The following is an 18,903-nucleotide window of genomic DNA, read 5'->3' as shown; positions in this document are numbered from 1 at the left end:
CATGACCGAGCAAGCCCGCATCACCGTTCATCCCGAAACGGCGCTGATCGACGTGCCGCGCGCGATCCGCATCGACGGTTTTCCCGCCTATGCCTTCGTCACCGTCACGGCGCGCATGCGCATGTGCGGCGTGCCGTGGCGTTCGCAGGCGGTGTTCCTGGCCGGCCACGACGGCAGCCTGGATCTGGCGCGCGATTGCCCCGTGTCCGGCAGCTATGCCGAGCCGTCCGCCATGGGGCTGGTGTGGTCGATGACATGCGAAGAGATGGACCGCGTGGTGTTTCCGCCCGATCGCGTCGAGCCGCTGGCGATCGAACTGCACGCCAGCGACGGCCGCCACGAGGCGACGGCGCGGCTGGTGCAGACCTTCGTGGCCGAGGGCGTCACGCACCGCGCCGTGCGCGAGCAGGTCGGCGGCATGACGCTGTCGGGCGAATGCTATACGCCCGCCGGGCCCGGCCCGCATCCGCTGGTGATCTACATGAACGGCTCGTCCGGCGGCGTCAATGCGCCGCGCGCCGCCCTGTTCGCGGCCCACGGCTACCAGTGCCTGGCGCTGGCCATCTTCAACTACGACGGCCGCCCCAAGTACCTGAATGACATGCCGCTGGAGTATTTCGAGCAGGCGCTGCGCTGGGCCCGCGCCGAACTGAAGCCGCGCGACGGCTTCGTGGCGCTGTCCGGCATCAGCCGGGGCGGCGAGACGTCGTTGCTGGTGGCGTCGCACTATCCGGATCTGGTCAGCGCGGTGGTGGCCTATGTGCCGTCGCCGGTGATGCATGGGGTGGTCAGCGCGGGCGAGCCAGGCACCGGGCGCAACGCCCAGGTCTGGCGCAAGGCTGGCGAGCCCTTGTCGCACCTGTGGCAGGACAACGCCAGCGCCGATTGGGAGGCGGCCTATGCCTCGGACCCGCCGTACCGGCAGACCCATGCCTTTCTCAGCGCCAGCCGCGACGCCGCCGCTTTCGAGCGCGCGCGCATTCCGGTGGAACGCTATCGCGGGCCGGTCCTGCTGGTGAGCGCGTCGGACGATGGCTTCTGGCCCAGCACCGCGTATTGCGAGATCGTCATGCGCCAGCGCCAGGCGCATGGCCTGCCAACCTCGCACTACGTGTGCTCGGGCGCCGGCCACCACGTGCAATATCCCTGCCTGCCAGCCACGCTGATCAGCAAACCGCATCCCATGTCCGGCCTGTTGCTGGACGCGGGCGGCACGCCGTCGGCCAACGCCGCCGGCAACGAGGGCGCCTATCGCGCGGTGCTGGAATTCCTGGCGCGCGCGGCCGGGCCTGGGCAATAAGGCACACGGCCCCGACCGGCGAGGCCGGCGGGGCCGTGATGGCGCCGGCAGGCCGGCGGGCCAGCCGGCAAATCAAGCCTCGGCGGTTTCCTCGGCTGCAATCGCCGGTTGCACGTGATCGATCAGGGCGGGCCAGGTGTTGATCGACAGCAGGTGGCAATAGACCAGCGGCAGCCAGCCGTTGGCACGCCAGCGCAGGAATTCCGCTTCCGGCAGCTTGTTGAACTTGGCTTCGTCGATCACCTTGAAGCCGGACATGGCCAGGCGCTGGCCGTCGGCCAGGGTGATGTCGGCGCGGTTCTCGATCAGCAGGTCGGCCTCGGCCAGGGCGCGGGCGAACTCCAGCGTGTAGGCGTGCTGGTTTTGGTAGTCGCGGCAGAATTCCAGCGCGCTGCGCGCCAGCGCGGTCGGTTCGCCGGCCTCATCGAAGAACGGATTGTCGCGGCCCTCGACCACCGCGGCGGCCTTCTCGTCGACGCACAGCGTGAACTGGCTGCGGTCTTCGTTCTCCATGAAGATGAAGGGATAGCGGCGCACGTAGGCCGGGATGTAGGTGCCGGCACGCCATTGGCCCTGCGCGTTGACGAACAGGTTCTCCTGGCCGCGCACGCCCAGCACCGCGACCGGCGTGGGCTGCTCGCCATCGGTGAACACGATGGGGAAGTGCCGGCACGCGGTCGGCAGTTCGGTGGCCACCAGCGGCACCGCGTTGGTCTTGGCCGCGTAGCCGAAGCCGGTATTGCCGGCCAGCGACAGGTTGGCGTGTACGCCGGCGGCGAGCGGACGGGGTTGTTCGTAGAACAGGGGAAGCGAGGTCTGCGTCGTCATGGTGTCTGGATCAGAGAGTAAGGGATTGGTTATCGGTGTCGCGGCGCGCGTCATCGGATGACGGACGGCCTTCGACGGCCGGGCGCTGCGGATGGGCGCCGGTCGTTTGCAGCACCGGGTTGTTGCCATTGGGCACCGTCAACACCGCATTGTCGCCCGCCGGCAGTTGCCAGGAAAAGGCGGAGGCCACCGTCAGCACCTGCGGATCGGCGTATGCGCCGAGCGCGTTGGGGCCGAAGCCCTGGGGCGGCACCGTGCCCTGGAACAGCGGGTTGGCGCTGGGCGTGGTCGGAATCACGGTGCGCGGCGCGGTCACCGAGGCCAGGCGGTCGATCACGTCCGTCTGGCCCCAGGCGGCGCCGTTCATATAGTACGGCGCGCCAGCCAGCGAGCTGCGGATCGTGGTGGCGGCCATGGAGCCGGTCTTGCCGCCGATCGCGCCCCACAGGTCGGCCGAGCCGGCGTTGGGGACGATCAGCGCGGCCACATTCAGCTTGTGGTCCGGATTGGCGTCATTCTGGCCGATGCGCAGGGCGCCCACGCCGGAAGCCAGCGTCAGCGAGGTCTGCGGGCCATTCAGGCCGACAGCGGTGATGTCGCCGTTGGTGCGGATGGTCGCATTCGAGCCCTGCAGCCTGGCGGGCGCGCCCAGGTTGATGGGGCCCTGCGTCACCAGCAATTGCGCCGGCAGCGTCAGTCCGGCGCCGCCGGTCTGGGTGAAGCCCGTGGCCGCCTTGACCGTGCTGCCGCCGCCAAACGTCGTGGTGCCGGTCGCGCTGGTGTTAGCGATGCGGATGGCGCCGGTGTCGGCGGTGACGTCCTTGCCGAACGACAGCGTGCCGCCGGACAGATCGATGCCGTCCGGGCCGGAGGCGCGCAGCGCGCCGTTGTAGCTGGCGGTCCTGGCTTCCAGTTGCTGCACGCGGTAGGCGCTGACGTCGCCGTTGAACACGATGGTATCGACGGCGCGCAGGGTCAGCGAACCCAGGCCGGTGGCGTCGCCCGCCACCTGGATGTTCCTGGCCGCGTTGACGTTCAGATTGTTGCCATTGCCGCCGTCCAGCTTGCTGCCCAGGATCACCGAGCCGGTGTCGCTGGCCAGGTCGCGGTCGCCCTTGAGGGTCACGGCGCCGTTGTAGACCTGGTCGCCGGTGGTGCGGGTCTTGCCGCCGCTCAGGGTGGTGGCGCCCGTGACGGCCACGGTGCGCAGCGGCGTGGTGGCGCCGACGTCGCCCTGGATGTCGGCGTTGCCGGCGATGATCAGGCCTTGCTCGCCCGATTCGGTGCCGTCGACGCCGGCCTTGAGCTGCACGGTGCTGCCGGTCAGCGTGGTGTCCACGCCGCTCAGGATGACGTGCTGGCCATATTGCTGCGTGCCGGTGGTGTCGACCGAGCCGCCATTGATCAGCACGTCGCCGTTGCCGCCGGTCTGCACCGAGGCGGCGCGCACCGGGCCGTCCAGCACGATGTCGCCGGCCGCGCTGACCTTCAGGTCGCCCAGGCGCGAGCCCTGGCCGACCGGGCCGGAGAAGGTCACTTCGCCTTGATTGGCGACGACCGTCAGGCCGTGGCCGCCATCGACCGCCTGGTCGAAGCCGATGTCGCCCTGGCGGCTGGTTACCGAGACGTCGCCGCCGACGGTCACATTGCCCTGGTACGACTGCTCGCCGTTGGTGACGATGCTGCCGGCGCCCAGCGTGGCGTTGCCCTTGACGGTCAGGCTGGCCAGCGGGTCGTTGGCGCCCAGCGGTCCCTTGAGCACGGCGTTGCCGTCGATGGTCAGGTCGTGCTCGCCGTCGCCGCCGCCCAGCAGGCTGACGGTGCTGCCCTTGAGCACGGTGTCGGTGCTGAACACGGCCCGCTCCCCGTACGACTGGGTGCCGGTGGTGTCGACCAGGCCGCCGTTGATGGCCACGGTGCCGCCGACGTCGGTGTTGACCGACGCGGCGTACACGGCCTTCTCGAAGGTGGTGGCGCCCTGGCTGTCGACGGCCAGGTTGCCCAGGCGGCCGGTGGTGGCATCGCCGACCTGTTCGGCAAAGCGCACGTCGCCGCTGCCGCTGCTGACCGTCAGGTCGCTGCCGTTGCTGCTGGTGACCGTGTCGTTGAACGTCACCTTGCCGCCGCCGGTGCCGATCTGTGTGGCGCCGGTCAGCAGCACCGTGCCCTGGTAGGACTGATCGCCCACGGTCTGGATCGGACCGCCGGACAGTTGCGCGTCACCCTCGAGGGTCAGGTAAGCGAGGCGGCCATTGGCGCCGTTGCCGATCGGACCGCCGATTACGGCCGGGCTCTCGATGGTCAGGCCCTGCTGTTCGTCGGTCGAGTTCGCGCCGCCGGCCAGCGTCACCGTGGCGCCCTTGAGCGCGACGTTGGCGCCCAGCGTGACCCGTTCGCCGAACCGCAGGGTGCCGGTGGTGTCGATGCGGTCGCCGTTGATGGTCACGGCGCCCGGGTCGTCGGTCTGCAGCGAGGCGGCGTAGACGGTGCCGTTGAAGGTGGTCGTGCCAGCGGTGTCGACTGTCAGGTTGCCGACGCGCTGGCCGCTGTCGCCCACGCCGGCAAAACTGACGTCGCCGCTGGCGGTCGAGGCCACGTGCAGGTCGTGCGTGCCGTCCAGCGCGCCGTCGAACGCGACGTCGCCGGTGGTGGTGGACAGCGTGTGATCGCGGCCCAGGGTCGTGGCCCCTTTGTACTGCTGGTTGCCGGTGGTGGCGATGCTGCCCGCGTTGAGCGTGGCGCTGCCGTCCAGGGTCAGGCTGGCCAGCTTAGTGGTGGCGCCGATGGCGCCGGTCAGCAAGGCCGTGCCGTCGATCTCCAGCGCATGGGCGCCGTCTGCGCCGTTGGCCAGGGTGATGGTGGTGCCGGTCAGCACTGCATCGTCGCCCAGGTCCACATGGCCGCTGTAGATCTGCGTGCCGCTGGTGGTGACGCTGCCGCCGTTGATGGCCGTGCCGCCGCTGCCCGCCTGGTTGAGCGAGGCGATGTCGACCGCGCCGCCGTAGGTGGTGGCGCCGCTGCTGGTGACGGTCAGCGCGTTGGCGCCCGACACGCCGCCGGTGAAGGCGACCGCGCCGCTGCCGGTGGCCACACTGACGGCGCTGGCCAGCGTCGTCGCGCCATCGACGCCGAAGGCGCCGTCGGTGGTGGTGTAGGCGCCGCGCAGCGTGGTGGCGCCGTTGTACAGCTGGGCGCCGGTGCTGGCGACCTGGCGCAGGTCGATGCTGTCGCCGCTGATGGTCAGGCTGGCCAGGTTGGAGGCATTGCCGCCCAGCGTGACGTCGCCGTGTTCGGCCACGATCACCGCCTGCTGGGCGCCGCCGTTGAGCGTGCCCGAGAGGGTGACGCCGCCATTGGCGCCGTTGGCCGTCAGGGTGCGCTTGCCGCCGGCCAGCGTGGTGTCGCCAGTGATGCCGATGGCGCTGCCGGTCAGGTCGCCGTTGAGGGTGATGTTGCCGGTATAGGTCTGGCTGCCGCTGGTGTTGGCGGCTGCCATGGCGATGGCCGTGCCGCTCACGGACAGGTCATGCACATCGGTGCTGGCGATGTCGTGGCTGACGGTGACGTTGCCGGCGCCGGAGGCCAGCGTGACATCGCCGTTGTTGCCGGCCGCCAGGCCGACTGCGCTGGTCAGGTTGCCGCTGGACGTGATGCCGATGTTGCCGTCGGCCGTGGCGACGCGGCCCAACGTCAACGCACCGCTGCCGTCCACGTAGATGTCGCCGTTGCCCAGGACGTTGGCCTTGAGATTGCGGGCTGCCGTGGTGACGTGGCTGGTCGAGGTGCCGATGCCGGTTTTGCTGGTCAGGTCCAGGCTGTTGGCCGTGAGGCTGTTGCCCAGGCCCAGCAGCGAGCCTTCGGCGGCGCTCAGGACCACGGTGCCGCTGGCGGCGCCGGCATTGACGGTGTCGATCTCGACGTCGCCGTGCTGCGAGGTCAGCGTGATGCTGCGGTTGCTGCCGGCGGCGGTGGCCGAGGCCGTCAGCGAACCGCTGGCCGTGGCATTGATATCGCCATTGGCGGTGCTCAGCGAAGCGTCGAGCGCGCCGGTGTTGCTCAGCGTCAGGTCGGCCGCCGTGGTGGTGCCGGTCAGGCTGGCCGCGACCGTGCTGGCTTCGGTCACCAGGCTGGTGTCGCCGCCCGCGGCGCCGCTGCTGAAGCTGACCGTGGTGCCCTTGGCGGCGATTGTGCGCGGCGTGGCGCCGGCCGCCACCACGTCCTGCGTGCCCCGCAGCGTGAGGGTGCCGTTGGCCTGCACGCCGGTGCTGGCCAGCGTCAGCGTGCCGCCGGAGGACAGCAGCAGATTGTCGGCGCTGTTGGACATGCCGCCGCTGGCGTCCAGATCGCCGGCGGTGGTCAGGTAGACCGAGCTGTGGGCGCCGGCCTGCTGGATGTTGCCGCTGTTGGCGGAGAGCGCGCGCGTGCCGACGTTGTTGATTACGATGACGGCGCCGTCGGCGGAGGTCGACAGGTTGCCCAGCGCGCCGAGGTTGGTGCGCAGCGCGATGCCGCCGGTGCCGTTGCCCGGGTAGGCGGCCGAGCCGATGCTGCCGCCGGCGATGGCGGTCAGGCTGTTGCCGGTGATCAGGTTGCCCGCCAGCGCGCCCTTGATCGAGCCGTCGGCCTGCAGCGTGACGTTGCCGGCGAGCTTGGCGTCGATCGTGTTGATCGACAGGTCACCGCTGGTGGTGGCGATCGAGATGCCGTTGTTGGCCGAGCTGGTCTTGCTGACCGCGCTGGTGACCAGGGTCGGGCCGGCGCTGGTGATGCCGATGGCGCCGTCCTGGGTGATGATCGAGGCCAGCGTGGTGCCGGCCGCGCGGTTGTCGTTCAGGTAGAGCGAGCCGCTGCCGGTGACTTCCGCGATGATGTTGGCGGCGGTCGTCTGCAGGTTGTCGGGCGAGCCGGCCGCGCCGCCGATGCCCGAGCCGGCCTTGAGCGTGACGCTGTTGCCGATGATGCGGGTCGATTCCTCGCGGTCGTCGACGATGGTGCTGCCGGTCTTGCTGAAGTCGATGTTGACGCTGCCGGCGCCGGCGTCGATGTTGCCCGCGACCAACTGGCTGTTGGTGCCGTTGCCGACGATCTTGATGAGGCCGTTGCTGGCGACGGCGTTGGCGATCTGCAGATTGCCGGCGGCCGCGATGTCGATCGTGTTGCCCGACAGGTACGAGTAGACGGAATTGTTGTCTGCCGCCAGGTACATGCCGCCATTGGTGGTGACTTCGACGCGCTGGCCGGTGGCGTTGATGCGGCCGCTGGCGGCGCCGACGGCGTTGGCGCCGTTCAGCGCAACGCCGTAGGCCTTGACGGTGGCGCCGGCGGCGTCGGCCAGGATCGAGCCGTTTTCGGCGTTGAGCGTGACCTGGCCGTGATTGGCGCCGGCCTGCACGTTCTTGACCGTGATGTTGCCCGCAGTGGTCTTGACCGAGATGTCGTTGCCGGTGGCGTCGGTGCCGGAGGTGACGCTGGTGAGCACCAGGCTGCCGTTGCCGTTGATCCGCGTTTCGCCATTGGCGACCGAGGTCGTCAGGCCGCCCAGCAGGTTGCCGCTGCTGTCCAGGTAGAGCGAGCCGTCGCCGGTGACGGTGGCCGACACCGGGCTGTTCGGCGCGGCGATCCTGATTGCCGCGTCGCGCGTGCCGATGCCATTCTGCGCCGTCAGCGTGATGGCGCCGGCGCCGGCGCCCGAGAGCGTGCCCCCGCCGTACAGGATGCTGCCGGTCTGGGCGTTCAGGGTCAGGACGTTGCCGGTACCGTAGCTGACCGTGCCGACCAGGATGTCGCCGGTGGTGGTGGTGACCGACAGGTCGCCGCCCGCGCGCAGGTTGCCCAGGTTGATCGAGCCGGTCTGCTTGAGCCAGATGCCGCCCGAGGCGGTGGCGGCGATGTTCTTGACCTGGGTGCTCAGGGCCAGGCTGGCCGACCCGATCGTGTTGGGCGTGTCGCCCGACCCGGTGGACAGCGTCAGGTCGCCAGCGACGATCTTCGAGGACGCGTTCATGCCCTGGATCGAGCCGCCCGTGTAGTAGTACGGGTTGGTCGACAGGTTGACCGAGCCGTTCTGGGTGACGTCGATGTCGTGCACGTTGATCGCGCCGATGGCCTGGTAGGTGAAGTTCAGGCCGGTCGTGTCGCGCACGATGGTCAGCGCGGTGGCGTTGTTGCTGTCGGCGCCGCTGAACGTCAGGTTCTGGGCGTCGATGGCCAGGGAGCCGGCGCTGCCCAGGTTCGAGCCCTGCGCGTTGTTGCGGATGATGGTCAGGTCGGACAGGTCGGCCAGGTTGTCCACGTAGATGCTGCCGGGCGTGGCCATCGTCAGCTTCTCGGTGTTCAGATGCAGGCGCGCCGAGGTGGACGCGCCGATCTTCGAGGCCGTGCCGTAGTTGGCCGTCAGGCTGACGCTCTTGCCGCTGACCAGGTTGCTATCGTCAATGCCGGTGATGCTGCCGCGCGCGGTCGACAGCGTGACCGCGCCGTCGGTGGACGTGACGGTGCCCACGGTCAGGTTGCGGCCGCTGTTGCCGGTGTCGGCCATCAGGGTGATGTCGCCCGGCGCGGTGACCGAGGTCGCCTGCAGGCCGTAGGTCTCGGTCAGCGCGATGCTGCCGTCGGCGCGGTCGGTCTTGGTGGCGTTGAGCGTGACGGTGGTGGTGCCGCCGTTCAGCGCATAGGTGCGGATGGCGCTCTGGTTGCCGATCGAGCCGTTGGCCGTCAGGCTGACGTTGGTGGCGTTGTTGATCGTGCCGCTCAGGATCGAGCCGCCGGTATTGTTGACGGTGAAGGCGTTGCCATTGGTGTTGACCGTGCCCAGTTCGATGTCGCCGGCGGTGTTGCTGACCGCGCTGGCCCCGGTCGAGGTCAGGCTCGGCAGGTTGGTGTTGCCTTCCACCGTGATGAACGCGCCGCCGTTGTCGGCGCGGCCGCTCAGCGTGCTGACGCGGGTGTCGATGGCATTGCCGGCGCCTGCGGCGCCGATCGCGTTGGCCGCCGTCAGGGTCAGGCTGGCCGCGTCGATCTTGGTGTTGGCATCGCCGTCGCCCAGCAGCGAGCCGCCGCGCGAATTCAGCACCACGTTGTCGTAGCCGACGTTGACGGCGCCCACGGTGATGCTGCGGTCGCTGGTGACGCTCAGGTTCAGGCCGCCGCTGTCCTCGACCTTGGTCAGGACCAGGCCGGCGCTGCTGCCGCTGCCGCCGTCCGCGGCCTGGAACACGATGTTGCCGCCGTCGCGGGTGGGCGAGGTGATGCCATAGCTGCGGGCGCTGTTGCCGGTGGAATACAGCGTCAGCGCGTCGATGTGACGGTCGGAGTCGATGTACACGTCACCGGCATTCTGGATGTTCACCAGCGGCGCCGACAGGTTGATCTCGCGGCCCACGGCGCCGATGGCGCCCGAACCCTGGGTGGTGAGCCACACCTGCGCGGCAGTGACGCGCTGGCTGTCGTCGGCGCTACCCAGGATGCTGTTGTTGCTCGACAGGCGCACCGTGCCGCTCTGGGTGGTGTCGATGACGCCGATGTCCTGGCCGACGTTGCTCGACAGCATCAGGTTCAGCCCGGTGTTGTCGCGCACCTCGTTGACCTGCAGGCGGCTGCCGTTATGGGCCACATCGAACAGCAGTTCGTTCGACAGGATCTGGTAGGTGGCCGCCGACGAGCCGGTGGCGTACAGCGACAGGCTGGCCAGGTCGCGGTCGTTGTCCAGGTAGACGTGGCTGCCGGCCGTCAGGTACAGCTCGCCGGTGGTGGTGTGGATCGAGCCCGAGTTGTCGCCCGACGCCACGCCGATCTGGCCGCTGGTGCCCAGCGTGACCACATCGCCCGTGACGTGCGAGGTCGGCGTCAGGTTCAGGATGTTGGCGCCCGAACCATAGGCATTCAGGCTCACGGTGTTGGCCGGGCCGACGTCGACGTTGCCGATGTACAGCGTGCGGTCGCCATTGAAGGAGAAGTTCAGGCCGGTCAGGTCGCTGACCGCCGTCAGCGTATAGACGCCGGCGTCGGTGACGTCGAACGTCAGGCCCTTGGCCGCCACCTGCAGCACGTTGTCCACGGCGCTGTTTGCGTGGTTGGCGGTGATGTTCAGCGAGAACAGGTCGCTGGCGTTGTTGATGTACAGGTCGCCGCCCGACTGCGTGGTGAGCTGGCGGGTGTCGGTCTGCATCGCGTTGCCGGCGGCGCCGATCGACTGCGTGGCCGTGAGCGTCAGCACCGGCGTGACGAAGCGGCCGGCGCCCTGCGTGATCGAGCCGTTGGTCACGTTGACCTGGGCCGAGCCGGCGGCGCTGTTGTCCAGCAGCGTCAGGCTCTTGTTGTTCGACACCCACATGCTGCCGCGCACATCGGAGGACAGCGAATCGACGCTGACGAACAGCGGCTGGTAGGTGGCGTAGGTGCCGGTGACCGAACCGGCATTGAGCGTCAGCGCGCCGGTGGCGATGTTGGGCGCGCTGGCGCTGGCGCTATTGCCGTAGATGGTGCCGTTGCTGGCCAGCTTCACAGAGCCGCCGGCGGCGGTGCTGACGTTGTTGACGGTCAGCGAGCGGTCCGACGAGATCGACAGCGCCAGGTTGCCGGTGTTGGTGATGTTGCTGAGCGTCAGGCCGGCAACGCCGGTCGAATCGCTCAGCGAGAACGCCGTCATGCCGCTGGCGCTGATGCTGTACGTATTGTTGACCGAGCCGCTGCTGCTGCTGTGGTTGGCCGTCAGCGCCAGCGAATCGAGCTGCTTGTTGTTGGCGACGGACACATTGCCGGCCGAGGCGACCGCCAGGTTGGCGGTGCTGGTCTGGGCCGACACGCTGCCGTTGGTGCCCAGCGCGCTCAGGCTGACGGTGTTGCCGGTGATCAGGCCCGAGCCGCCGATGGTGGGGGCCAGGCCGGTGTTGGCGTAGCGCGACGTCAGCGATACCGAGCCGTTGCCGGTGTTGATGGTGTTCGACGTGATGGCGGTGTCGGTATTGACCGTCAGCGCGGCGCCGCTCATGCTGGCGCCGATCGACAGGTTCGTGCCGCCGGAGATGGTCAGCGTCTGGCTGCCCAGGCCGCCGAAGGCGTAGCTGTTGGTGTCGAAGTTAGTGCTGCTGCCGGCGTCGCGGCGCGACAGGTACAGGTTCAGGCTGTTCAGCGCCAACCCGCCGTTGTTCAGGTTGATGTCGCCGTTGTTGGCGATGGCGAGATTGCTGGCGCTCAGGCGCAGGGCGCGGCTGCTGGCGCCAATGGCGCCGGTGTGGGCGTCGCGCGCGGTATAGCTGTCAGAGCCGGTGGCGGAAAGCGTGACGCTGCTGGCCGTAATGCGGCCGTTGCCGCCGTCGCTGGTGATGCTGGAATTGACGCCGCCGCCCGCGGTGGTCAGGCTGATCGAGTTGCTGGCGGTAAGGGTGCCGACCTGGATATTCTTGCGGCCGCTGAAGCTGAAGTCGGTCAGGCCGCCCGTGACCTGCTCCAGATACTGGGTGGCCCCATCGTCGCTGAGGGTGATGACCTGGCCGGCGCCGCCGCCGATGCCGAAGCTGGCGGCGCTGCCCGCGGATTTCAGGCTGTTGATGGCCAGGCTGCGCAGCACGGTGTCGCTGCCGACGTACATGTTGTTGCCGGCGGTCAGGCTGAGCGCCGAGGTGCCGTTCAGGACCAGCGCGCCGCCGGTGACGGCCGAGCCGATGGACCCGCCCGAACCCGCCGTCAGCGCCACGCTCGCGGCGCGGATGGCGCCGGGGTTGGCCGGATCGTCGTTGGCGATGTTCAGTCCGGACTCGAGGCTGACTTTGCCGTTGGCGCCGGCGTCGATGTTGCCGACCAACAGGTTCTTGTCGCTGGCGGTGAAGCCGAAGTCCAGGTTGCCCGAGCTGGCGATGTTCGCCAGGTGGATGCCCAGGCCGTCATCCGTTACGGTGAAGGCCGTGAGGTTGGGCGCGGTGATGCGGTATGCGCCATTGGCGGTGCCGTTGCGCGTGACGTCCAGCCGCGTCAGGCCGGTGAGACTGTCGACGGCGATGTCGCCGCCGCTGGTCAGGCTGACGTCGGGCGCCTGCAGCGTCAGCGCCGCGCCGGCCGCGCCGATCGCGCCGCCCGCCGTCAGGGCGATGCGGCTGGCACGGATCAGGGTGGCGGCGTCGCCGTCGTCCTGCAGCGTGCCGCCGCTATTGGCCAGCGTGGCCGCGCCGCCGGCGCTCAGGCTGCCGATGGTGGTGAGGCCGTACGACTGGGTGTAGCCGATCTGTCCGGTGCCGGCCTCCAGGCGCGTCAGATTGATGTTGCCGCTGGTGCCGTTCAGGTAGAGGTCGGTGCCGGCGGTTGCCTGCACATTGACCTGGCCGGCGCCGCCCACGCCGACATAGCGCAGGGCGCCGCCATATACGCCGCCGATCGCGCCCGCGGCATTGAGCGAGATGTCGTTGGCGCCAGCGTAGACGTTGCCGCTGCCATTGCCGAACAGCGAGCCGTTCGCCACGTTCAGCGCCACCGTGCCATTCCAGCTGCGCACCGTGCCCGCCAGCAGCGCGTCACCCTGGCGCGTGTCGATCTGCACATCGCCCGTGGCGGTGATGTTGTTCAGCGTAACGATGCCGGCGTAATTGCCAGAGCCGGTCGGATTGGGCAGTTGCACATAGAAGCCGCCATTGTTCGCCGCGCCGCTCAGGTAGCCGGTCAGCACGTCCATGTAATCCGGCCCGGTCGCGCCGACAGCCTTGCCGGCGTTCAGGTTGACCGAATTGGCCAGCAGGCGGGTCTGCTTGTCGCCGTCGTCGCGCAGATCGCCAGCGGCGTTCAGCGTGATGCTGCCGCTGTAGCCGGCATCGATGCTGCCGACGGTGATGTCGCGGTCGCCGGTGAAGCTGAAGTTGACCCAGTTGCTGTCGCGGACTTCATGGATCGTGTGGCCGCCGACGTCGTCGGTGATGTTGAACAGCAGCGACGGCGCGCGCACGTCCAGCGTATAGCGGTCGTCCGTGTCCTTGTGGCGCGCGTACACCGTCAACGAATTGAGGTCGGCGATGTCGGTGGCGTATAGGTTGCCGCGCGTGTCCAGCGTCAGGCCGGGCGCATTGACGGCGACGGCATTGGCGCTGGTGCCGATGTCCTGGGCGGCCCTGAGGCTGACGTTATTGGCGGTGACGCGTGTCTCGGCGATGCCGTCGTCCAGGATGCTGCCCTGGCTGGAGACCAGCGTGACGTTGCTGCCGGCGCGGATGTTGCCCAGCTTCAGGCTCTGGTCGCCGGTGAACGAGAACTGGCTCAGCAGCGAGCTGTAGACCTGCTTGAGTTCGTAGGCATTGCCCAGGTCGTCGTTGATGTCGAAGTTCAGGAACGGCGCGGCCACCTGCAGCGTATTGCGGCGGGCCGGGTCGGCGTGCGAATTGGTGATGGCCAGATAGGTCAGCGTCTTGGCGGGATTGTCGACATAGATGTCGCCGCCGCTGCCCAGCGTCAGGCTGGTGGTGGCCGTCTTAATTTGGTCGCTGGCCGTGCCGATGTGTTGCTGGGCCTGCAGGATGATGCTGCTGCCGGCCAGCGCGCTGTCGGCGTTGGCGCGCACGATGCTGCCGCCTTGCGCATTGAGCCAGAGCGTGCCGTTGCCGGCATCCAGCATGTTGCCGCTCAGGTTAGCCACGCCGGTGACGTAGATGCCGTTGCTGGCCTTCAAGTCGTCCAGCAGCACCGAGCCCTGTGCCTGGTTGAGGTAGATGCTGCCACCGGTGGCGTTGAGCACGCCGGCGGCGGTACGCAGGTAGGTGCCCGAGGTGCCCACCGTGTAGCTGGTGTTGGAGGCCGGGGCCAGCAGCGTGACGACGTTGCCGGTGATGAGCGAGGCCGAGGTGCCGGTGATGCTGCCGGCGCGCGCGGTGAGCGTGACATTGCCCGTGCCCGCATTGACCTGGCCGGCCGCGATGCTGTTGCCGGTCAGGGAGATCGCGCCGCCGCCGGAACTGACGTTGTTGGCCGAAACGCTGCCCGCGCCGGTGATCGCGATCGGGCCGCCATTGGCCTGCGCCTGCGTGATGTTCAGGTTGGCGCTGGTGCTGTCCAGGTACACGCCGCCCGCGCCCGCGCTGGCCGAGAGCGTGCTGGCATTGGTCTTGAGGGCACGCGTGGCGCTGCCGATGATGCCCTGTTCGGCCGACAGCGTCAGCGACGAGGAGGCAATGCTGGTGGCGTCGTTGCCGTCGTCCACGATGTTGCCGAACACCGAGGTCAGCACGGCGCTGCCGCCCGTCTTGATGTTGCCCAGGGTCAGGTGGCCGGTGGTCTGGGTGGCCAGATTGCCGGTGGTGTCGATCGCCTGCAGGTTCAGCGAACCCTCGCCGTTCACGTAGATGCCGCCGGTGCCACTGGTGGCGGTCAGGGCCGCCGTCTGCATGCGCAGGGCCTGCGCCGACGACCCGATCGCGCCGCTGCGGCCGTCGCTGCCGGCGGCGCTCAGCGTGATCTGGCCGGCATTGAGCAGCCCGCCAGCGGTGCCCAGGATGTTGCCGGCCGTCGAGGCCAGGGCCAGCGTGCCGGTGCCCAGGTTCACGTCGCCGACGGTCATGGTGCGGTCGCCGGTGAACGAGAAGTTCAGGCCCGACTGGTTGACCGTGTTCAACTGGTAGCCGTTGCTGTCCTGCAGCGCGAAGGCCAGGCCCGGCGAGGTCAGTTGGAAGCTGTTGTTGACGCCCGGCTGCGCATGGCGGCTGGTAATGTCCAGCGATGCCAGGGTCTGGCGGTTGGCGACTGCCAGGTTGCCGCCGGTCGCCAGCGACAGCAGCGCCGTCTGGGTGTTGACCGGCGCGGCCAGGTCGCCGATGCTGCCGCCGCTGGCATCCAGCTTGACGGTGTTGCCGGCCACCCCCTGGCTGGCGCCGCCGGTGTTGCGGATCGACCCCGCGCTGGTGCGAATCAGCGCCGTGCCGCTGCCGGCGTCGATGAGGTTGGCCAGGTTGATGTCGCCGGTGGCGTTCAGCGTGATCGCGCCGCCGCGGCTGGTGAGCTTGCCGATGTTGTCCAGCGTGCTGCCCACGCCCAGCGCTTCGAGCGTGATGGCGCCGCCCTGGGTGCTGATCTCGGTGTTCGAATTCTCGAAGCGGATGCCGCCCGTCTGGGTCGAGCGCATCGTGAAGCTGTGGCCGGCGGTGGTCTGCAGATTGATCGCCGCCATGTCGGCCACCGTGATCTGGCCGGTGGCTTCCAGCTTGATATTGGTGGTGCCGGCCAGACTTTCCAGCAGGCCGCGCGAGACGGTGTTGTCGGCGGTGTTGGCATCGCCGCCGTTGATGACGCCATCGCCGGCCGCGCCGTCCTGCGAGCCGCCGCCGCTACCGGAATCGACGATGCGCAGGTCGGTCGGGTCGATCAGCAGCAGGCCGGTCTTGCCCTTGGGCGCGCGCAGGTCGGCCGAGCCGGTCAGGCCAATGTTCTTGTTGCTGGAGACTTCGGCGAAGCCGCCGTCGCCACCCTGCGCGCCGCCGCGCGCCGACAGGCTGCCGGCGAAGGCGGTGGCGTCGTTGGACCACATGGTGATGCTGCCGCCGTTGCCGTTGACCAGCGCGTCGGCTTTGAGCGTGGCGCCCGCCGCCACCTTGACGCTGGACGACTTGCCGCTGAACGCCGCCGAGCCGTCGTCGGGCGCGACGCCCTGGCTGCCCAGCGCGATCTCGCCGCCGCCGGCCGCGCCGGACACGTCGATGGCGGCCCCGCGCGCCACATTGACGTGCTCGCCCGTCACCACCACCTTGCCGCCGCGCTCGCCGGCGTTGGCGCCGGTGGCGTCGACCGTGCCGGCCACATTGACCGTGCCGGCGTCGCCGCCGGACAGGACGATCTTGCCGTTCTGCGTGCCCACCGCCTTGGCGCTGATGATGCCATCGGTGTTGACCACATTATCGATTACGCCCTTGACCGCGCGCGCCGTCATGTACACCGTGCCGCCGTCGGCGCGGATCACGCCGTTGTTGGCCACCAGGGCCGATACCGGCTTGCCGTCGGTGTCCTTGGGCAGGCCGCTGACGGCCGAGGTGGCGTCGAAACTCAACAGGCCATCGCCCTGGAAGTCGACCGTGACGGTCTTGGCGCCGGCCAGCGCCACGCGGCCCAGCTTGGCCTCGATCACGCCCGAGTTGCGCACCGCCGGGGCTACCAGCACAGCCAGGCCGCTGTCCTTGATGCTGATGGTGCCTTCGTTGACGATCATGGCGCCGGCCTTGGACGACGCCTGGTTGAACTTGTACTTGCCCGCCAGGAAGTCCTTGTCGCTGATGTTGGCGGTGGTGGCGATCAGCCCGCCCACGTCGATGCGCGCGCCCTTGCCGAACAGCACGCCGTTCGGGTTGACCAGCATCACCGTGCCGTTGGCGTTGAGGCGGCCGAAGATGGCCGAAGGGTCATTGCCGACCACCCGGTTCAGCGTGATGCTGTTGCTGCCCGGCTGACGGAAATTGACCGTCTCGTTGGCGCCGATGCTGAAGTCTTTCCAATTGATGATGGCCTTGCCGGTGGACTGGTTGATGTCCAGCGTGCCGTTGCCGCGGTTGTTGATGGTGGCCGAGCCGGCCACCACGTTGCCGCCGGTGGGATTGGCATGGACACTGCCCGAGGCCAGCGAGCCGATCACCACGGCCAGCGTGGTGAGCGCGGGCAGCGGCGGGGCATTCTTCAGGGGCTGGCGGCGGGCGGAGGGGGCGAGGCTGCGGGAATGACGGGTCATGGTCGGTCGCTTTTCTGTCGCGGATTAGTACTGGGCCGAAAGGCTGAAGAACACGCGGGGATCTTTGTTGCCCTGGGTCAGGACATCGGAACTCATGGGCTTGGCCACTTCGAGCGTGGCGTACAGGTTCTTGGTCAGGTTGGCGCGCATGCCGGCGCCATACGAGGACAGCTTGGCGCGCGTGAGCGGCGCGCTTTCGCTGCGCGACCAGATGCGGCCGCCGTCCACGAACGTGTAGACGTGCGCGCCCTGCGGCAGGAAGCGGTCGGACGACACCGCGTAGCGCAGTTCCAGCGAGGCGGCCACGCCGGAGTCGGCGGACATTTCACCGTCGTCATAGCCGCGGCCGAAGTTGGGGCCGCCCAGCGCGAATTCCTCGCTGGCCAGCAGCGGGCTGGCGCTGTACTGGCCGGCAAAGGTGGCCACCAGGCTGAAGCGCTCGGACAACTGCTGCAGGCGCGTCAGTTCGGCCGTCAGCTTGAGGAAGTCGGGGCGGCCCTTGGCGCGCGAAGCCAGTTCGTTGCCTTCCTTGGAGGCGCCCATGGCGTCCAGGCCCTGGTGCACCGTGCCGCGCACAGCCGTGATGCCGTTCCAGCTGTCGGTGCGGTCGTAGCTCAGGCCGGCGCGCAGCACGCGCAGGCGGTCGCGCGTGAACGGGATGCCGGTGATGTCGGTGGTGACGTTGCGCACGTCCAGCATGCCGAAAGCCCGCAGGTTCTGCAGGCGGGAACGGATCAGCGGGTAGGTGGCGGTGGCGGAATAGGCCTGCACGTCGCTGGCCACGTTCAAGGGCGCCAACTCGCGGCCCGGTTCGCTCTTGGCGTAGCTGGCGGCGATGTCCACCGTCATGCCGCTGTCGGTGACCAGCATGTCGTAGTTGGCGCCCACCGCCTTGCTGCGATAGGCCGGGAAGCCCACGCGGCCGGTCAGGGTGAGGCTGTCGGCGCGCGCGCCAAACGCGTTCAGCGTGACCTGGCCGGTCATTTCGCTCCAGCCCAGGTAGGGCGAGGCGCGGTTGTCCATGCCCAGGCGCGCGTCGACCGGCTTGCGCTCGCTGCGCACCACCAGCACCGAGCCGCCCACTTCGGTGGGAGAGGCTTCCAGCGAGGCGCGCACGGTCAGGCCATTCAGGTCGTTGGCCAGCAGCAGCTGGCGTTCTACTTCGGCCACGTTGATGGGGCGCACGCCGCGCAGGCGCTGCACCAGTTTCTCGATTGCCGCCTGCGCCGGACCGATGTCGCCGTCGTACTTCACGTCGGCGATATAGCCCTCGACCACCCTGATGCGGAACTGGCCGCCTTCGATGGTCTGCGCCGGCACGATCACGCGCGTGGTGACGTAGCCGTCATTGCGGTATCGCAGCTCGATGTCGTTGGCGACCTTGAAGGCGTCCGCCACCGTAATGGTCTTGCCGAGCAGGTCCTGGTAGAGCGGACGCAGCGTGTCGGCGGGATAGCGGGTCACGCCTTCCACGCGCAGGTCAGTCAGCGTGAAACGCAGCTTGTCGGCCCCGGCCGGCGCTTCGGTCGCGCTGCCCTGTTCCACGGTCACTGGCGCGGCGCCGGGGGTGCTTTGCGGCATGGCCGGTTGCGGCAACTGGCGGCCGGGTTCGGCGCCCGAGGGCAATTGGACGGGCGCGTTCTGCGCCGCCACCGGTCCGGCGGCTAACGCCAGCAGCACGGCGACGAAGCCGGCGCGCAGGGAGGAGGGAAGCTGGCAGGAAACGGCGGGACGGCGGGAATGGGGTAGGCGGCGCATGGGTGCTCGGGTAGCGAGTCGTTACAATCAGATTTAAATGAGATTTTTTGATATATTTTGTAGACTTCTATAAACAGTCTTTCTAAAGTTCTTTACACATTCGGCGGGCTGCGGGATGCTTGCCCGCGCTTTGGCTGGTGGAAATGCCGGTTTCCTGCGGGTGGCGAGGCGGCTTGGGCCGCGCCCAGCCGTGGGGTGCCAGGACCCTGACGGGCCCGTAGCTTCATGTAACAAACACTATCATGTGTGAATAATGATTGCGCCTATGAGGTTTGCCGGAATGCACGGCACGTTTGCCGCAAGGAAAAATATTCACAAAACCGGCACGGTTTTG

Annotated in this window: 4 protein-coding genes; 1 reads left to right on the top strand and 3 read right to left on the bottom strand. The window is 68.7% G+C overall.

Annotation, left to right across the window (positions count from 1 at the left end):
* The first annotated feature begins 1 nt into the window (after position 1).
* A complete protein-coding gene (locus HV701_RS02105) occupies positions 2–1,300 on the top strand; it encodes an alpha/beta fold hydrolase (RefSeq protein WP_175131481.1) in 1,299 nt (432 codons plus the stop codon).
* Between the two features lie 72 nt (positions 1,301–1,372).
* On the opposite strand, the gene HV701_RS02100 is transcribed toward HV701_RS02105, so the two are convergent.
* The 3 genes from HV701_RS02100 to HV701_RS02090 are packed head-to-tail and all read right to left on the bottom strand — an operon-like array spanning position 1,373 to position 18,569.
* Entirely contained in the window at positions 1,373–2,128 is a 756-nt protein-coding gene (locus HV701_RS02100) for a SapC family protein (RefSeq protein ID WP_175131480.1), read from the bottom strand.
* Between the two features lie 10 nt (positions 2,129–2,138).
* A complete protein-coding gene (locus tag HV701_RS02095) occupies positions 2,139–16,811 on the bottom strand; it encodes a filamentous hemagglutinin N-terminal domain-containing protein (RefSeq protein ID WP_175131479.1) in 14,673 nt (4,890 codons plus the stop codon).
* 24 nt (positions 16,812–16,835) lie between these two features.
* On the bottom strand, positions 16,836–18,569 hold the full coding sequence (locus HV701_RS02090; protein WP_236756371.1) for a ShlB/FhaC/HecB family hemolysin secretion/activation protein: 1,734 nt from the start codon (positions 18,567–18,569) through the stop codon (positions 16,836–16,838).
* Positions 18,570–18,903: the final 334 nt, after the last annotated feature.

This window comes from Achromobacter pulmonis, from assembly GCF_902859765.1.
In the GTDB taxonomy this organism is placed as follows: Bacteria; Pseudomonadota; Gammaproteobacteria; order Burkholderiales; family Burkholderiaceae_B; genus Achromobacter; species Achromobacter pulmonis.
The sequence above is the reverse complement of the archived record's forward strand: the minus strand, read 5'-3'. Positions and strand labels throughout refer to the sequence as shown.

Bases quoted from the DNA above. Each gene is read 5' to 3' on its own strand.
- HV701_RS02105 (WP_175131481.1), top strand. From the start codon at position 2: ATGACCGAGCAAGCCCGCATCACCGTTCATCCCGAAACGGCGCTGATC.
- HV701_RS02100 (WP_175131480.1), bottom strand. From the start codon at position 2,128: ATGACGACGCAGACCTCGCTTCCCCTGTTCTACGAACAACCCCGTCCG.
- HV701_RS02095 (WP_175131479.1), bottom strand. From the start codon at position 16,811: ATGACCCGTCATTCCCGCAGCCTCGCCCCCTCCGCCCGCCGCCAGCCC.
- HV701_RS02090 (WP_236756371.1), bottom strand. From the start codon at position 18,569: ATGCGCCGCCTACCCCATTCCCGCCGTCCCGCCGTTTCCTGCCAGCTT.